Source organism: Kitasatospora sp. NPDC059722, from assembly GCF_042733235.1.
Taxonomy (GTDB): Bacteria; Actinomycetota; Actinomycetes; order Streptomycetales; family Streptomycetaceae; genus Kitasatospora.
Window position 1 is genome coordinate 17,350 of record NZ_JBHWGD010000109.1, and the last position, 4,209, is coordinate 21,558.

2 protein-coding genes and 1 pseudogene are annotated in these 4,209 nt (G+C 72.4%); all 3 read right to left on the minus strand.

Annotated features, from left to right (window positions below; genetic code table 11):
• Positions 1-103: 103 nt before the first annotated feature.
• Complete coding sequence (locus ACFV4F_RS37585; RefSeq protein WP_380509567.1) at positions 104-1,258, minus strand: tyrosine-type recombinase/integrase; 1,155 nt, start codon at positions 1,256-1,258, stop codon at positions 104-106.
• 129 nt (positions 1,259-1,387) lie between these two features.
• Positions 1,388-2,992: a multicopper oxidase family protein gene (locus ACFV4F_RS37590; RefSeq protein WP_380509570.1), complete on the minus strand. Its 1,605-nt coding sequence runs from the start codon at positions 2,990-2,992 to the stop codon at positions 1,388-1,390.
• Positions 2,993-3,073: 81 nt separating this feature from the next.
• Positions 3,074-4,063: pseudogene (locus tag ACFV4F_RS37595) on the minus strand (RNA polymerase sigma factor); the annotation flags it as partial.
• Positions 4,064-4,209: the final 146 nt, after the last annotated feature.

Sequence of the window (4,209 nt, forward strand, 5' to 3'; positions counted from 1 at the left end):
CTCTCGGGGTGGTCCCGCTCGGTGTTACAAAAACGCGTTTCTGGGGGGGTTTTCTCCAGGTTGGTGGTGGGGGCGCGCCGCGGCGGGCGCCCCCCTCACTTGTTCATGCGGTCAGGGCGAGGTTGAGGAGCTGGGCGGCGCGGCTGATGGAGCCGGGCATGAGGTGGCGGTAGGTCTTGAAGGTGATGTCGACGCTCCGGTGGCCCATCCATTCGGCGACGTCGGTGATGGGGATGTTCTGGCTGAGGCAGTTCGAGGCGAAGAAATGGCGGAGGCTGTAGATGACCATGCCTTCCGGTATGTGGACGGCGCCGGTCTTCTTGATGCGCTGCCACTGTTTCTCGAGCAGGTAGCCCCGGTAGGGCTTCGTGATGTCGTGGGGGTTGCGGAGCAGGTAGCCGTCGACGGTGCCGTGCTTGTCGGCGTACTGCTCGATGGTGTGCTTGACGCGGGCCGGGAGCGGGACGTCGCGGTAGTCGTCGGCCTTGCGGTGCTTCATCGGGCCGTAGGTCCGGGTGGTCTGGTTGACCTGTTCGGTGATCCGGTAGATGTCGTCCGCGACGATGTTGTTGATGTTGACGGCGTAGGCCTCACCGTTGCGCAGGCCGCAGCCGCTCATGAGGTCGGCGATGAGGAGGAAGGTGTCGTCGCCGGCGGTGCGGATCTCCTGGAGCTGTTCGAGCGAGGGGATGACGACACGCTTGGCGTCGTACTGCGGAGGCTTGACGCCGTCCAGCGGGTTCTCGTCGTAGAGGCCGAGCCGGTGGGCGTCGAGGAGGATCGTCTTCAGCTTGTCGAAGGCGTTGGACTGGGTGCCGAGGCCGACGCCGTTGCGCTCCATGGTCTGGATGAAGGCGTCGACGACCTTGTGGTCGAAGGTGGCCATCCGGCGGCTGTGGAAGGCCGGGTAGAGATGGTTGTCGAGCAGTGAGTCGAGATGCCGGACCGAGCCCGGGGTGAGGTGGCGCTGGCTTCGCCTCCACTCGGCGACGTAGTCGCCGAACCGCATGGAGCCGTACTTCTGGATGCGCTCCGCCTTCCGCTGGCTCTGCGGGGAGTTCTTCTTCGCCTGGTACACCTCGATGAGCCGGGCCTTGGCCTTGTCCTGGGTGGTGAACCCGGACTCCTCGATCTGTCGGCCGGCCGCGTTGCGGTAGCGGATCTTGTACTCGTGCGGGCACTTGGACCACCGCGACATGGGGTGTTCGCAGTCCTTGAAGAACGTCCCCATGCCGCGGATGAGGGTCGTGGTGGCCATGGTTGATCGGGCTCCCGGGTCTGATGCTGACCTTTTGCTGACCCCGGATGATCGATCAAGCTCCCTGCCTTGGTGGAACCGTTGGTCCCGTGGTACGGCCTGCGGGCGTTTCCGCAGGTCAGGCGCCGCCTACGGGACCACGTCGATGTAGCTCATCATGCCGTGGTCCTCGTGGGCCGCGATGTGGCAGTGGAACATCCACCGGCCCGGGTAGTCCTCGAAGGCGACGCGGATCACGACCCGGCCCGGGACGCCGTCGACCGCGTGCGGCACCGGGACGGTGTCCTGGCGGTGGGTGTAGGGCTGGGCGGCGCCGTCGACGGACAGGACCTGGAACGCGGTGGTGTGCAGGTGGAACGGGTGGTCCTCGCCGGAGTGGTTGACGATCGTCCACTCCTCGACGGTGCCGAGCCGGGCGGGCGTGTCGAAGACGGAACGGTCCATCGCGAACTGCTGGCCGTCGATGTAGAAGGTGTTGCCGTCGGCGCTCTCGGACAGGTCGAGGGTGCGCCGCCGGGCGACGGGCGCGATGGCGAGGTCGGCCGGGGCGGTCGGCAGGGCGCCGGTCGGCTCCGGCAGGCGGTGGGCCGGGCGGCCGGTGACGGCGACCGTGGCCAGCGGCACGTCCGGATAGGCGTCGCCCTGCGGGCCGTTGCTGTAGGCGGCGGTGCGCAGGACGGTCCGGCCGGGGGTGCCGCTCGCGGTGACGAGGACGTCGTAGCGCTTGCCCGGGGGCAGCAGCAACTCGTCGGCGGTGGTGATCGCGGCGACGGGCGTGCCGTCCTCGCCGACGACGGTGAAGCGGCGGCCGTCCAGCCGGAGCCGGTAGAAGATGTCGGCCCCGGCGTTGACCAGCCGCCACAGCTGGGTCTCGTCCGGCCGCATCGGGAGCACCGGCCGGAGGCGGCCGTTGACGAGCCGTACGGTCGGGTTGCCGGACTGGAGCGGGTCCGCCGCGGTGCCCTGGAGGATGTGCCCGCCCGCGTCGAGCTGGGCGTCCTTGAGGACGACGGTGTGCGCCGTGACGTCGCGGAGGCCCGCCGGCAGCAGCGTGCGGTCGTCCCCGACGATCAGGGCGCCGGACAGGCCCGCGAAGATCTGGTTCTCCACGTCGCCCGGCGTGAACCCCGCGTTGTGGCCCGCCATGCCGTCGGCCATGGGGCACGACGTGCCCATCGCGTGGCTGTGGTACCAGAACGTGCCCTGCGCGTGGTCGGCCGGGATCTCCAGCCGGTACGTGGTGGACCCGCCCGGCGCCACGCACAGGAACGGGTCGTCGGACTGCCCCTCCGGGGACACGTGCAGGCCGTGGAAGTGCAGGTTGGTCGCGACCGGGAGGTGGTTGACCAGGTGGACGGTGACGGTCGATCCGGGCGCCACCCGCACGGTGGGCGCCACGAACGAGCCGGTGTAGGAGGCGCCGTAGACCTCGCGCCCGGAGACGTCGAAGCGGCTGCGCGCTGCGTCGAGCGTCAGGGTGAGGTCGGGGCTCGCGCTGCCGGTGGCGTCCACGGTGGCCGGGTCCTGGAACGGCATGCCTGCCCGCATGCCCTTCTCCTGCTCGGCGGTCGAGGGCGGCGGCGGTGGGGTCGCCGACGGCGAGACGGCCACCGCGTCGGCGCCGACGGCGGCCGTGAGCAGCACCGCCACGGCGGTCACGGCGTGGATGAGGCGTCTGGTGCGCCGTATTCGCCGCCGCTGGGCGTGCGCGTCCGCTCCGATGTCACGGGACATCAGGGTTCTCCGTATTCACTTGGGTGAGGGTTGGGTGGTGCGGGCGCAAGGATTCAGCAACCGGCATGCGCCCGACAAGACTTACCCCCGAATTTCCTCGTCGCCGTCCGCCAGGGCGGCGGCCTTGCGGAGGAGGACGGAGCGTTCGCGCGCGTTGGCGCAGAGGCGGACGGCCAGGTCGAGCTCGGCGCGGGCCTCGGGGGTACGGCCGAGGCGGGCGAGGAGCTCGGCGCGGACGGTCGGCAGCAGGTGGGAGCCCGCGAGCCGGCCGGTCGCGGCGAGGTCGTCGACGAGGTCCAGCGCCGGCTGCGGGCCGCTCGCCATCGCCACCGCGACGGCCCGGTTGAGCTCGACGACGGGCGAGGGCGCGACCCGGCCGAGCGCCTCGTAGAGGAGCACGACGCGCTCCCAGTCCGTCTCCGCGACGGAGGGCGCCAGGGCGTGGCACGCGGCGATGGCGGCCTGGAGGCCGTACGGGCCGAGGCCGCGCCCGGCCGCCGCGGCGCGGTCGAGGGCGGCCCGGCCGCGGCGGATCGCCGAGCGGTCCCACCGGCGCCGGTCCTGGTCCTCCAGGAGCACCGGCTCGCCGTCGGGCCCGGTCCGGGCCGGGAACCGGGCCGCCGTGAGCTCGAACAGGGCCAGCAGGCCGTGCACTTCGGGCTCACGGGGCAGCAGGGCGGCCAGCATCCGGGCCAGCCGGACCGCCTCGCGGGCGAGGTCGGTGCGCAGCAGGTCGTCGCCGCTGGTGGCGGTCGAGCCCTCGGTGAAGATCACGTACAGGACGCTGAGGACCGCGCCGAGCCGGGTGCGGCGCTCGTCGGCCGGCGGCAGCTCGAACGGCACGCCGGCGGCGCCGATCGTCTTCTTGGCGCGGGTGATCCGGGCCTGGACGGTCGGCACGGGCACGAGGAACGCGCGGGCGATCTCCTCGCTGGACAGGCCCGCCACCACGCGCAGCGTGAGGGCCACCCGCGCCTCGGCGGAGAGCACGGGGTGGCAGGCGATGAACATGAGCGCGAGCACGTCGTCGTCGACGCGGTCCGGGTCCCACGGCAACTCGTCGGTGCGCTCCGGCGGTTGGAGGGCGCCGGTGGCGCGCGCCCCGACGGCGGGGGCGCCCCCCGCGCGCGGGCCCGGGGGGGGGGGGGGGGGGGGGCCCCCGGGGCCCGGGGGGGGGGGGCCCCCGGCGGGGGGGGGGCGGCCCCCCGCCCGGGTGG

Coding starts and splice junctions, on each gene's coding strand:
- ACFV4F_RS37585 (WP_380509567.1), bottom strand. CDS start 1,258: ATGGCCACCACGACCCTCATCCGCGGCATGGGGACGTTCTTCAAGGAC.
- ACFV4F_RS37590 (WP_380509570.1), bottom strand. CDS start 2,992: ATGTCCCGTGACATCGGAGCGGACGCGCACGCCCAGCGGCGGCGAATA.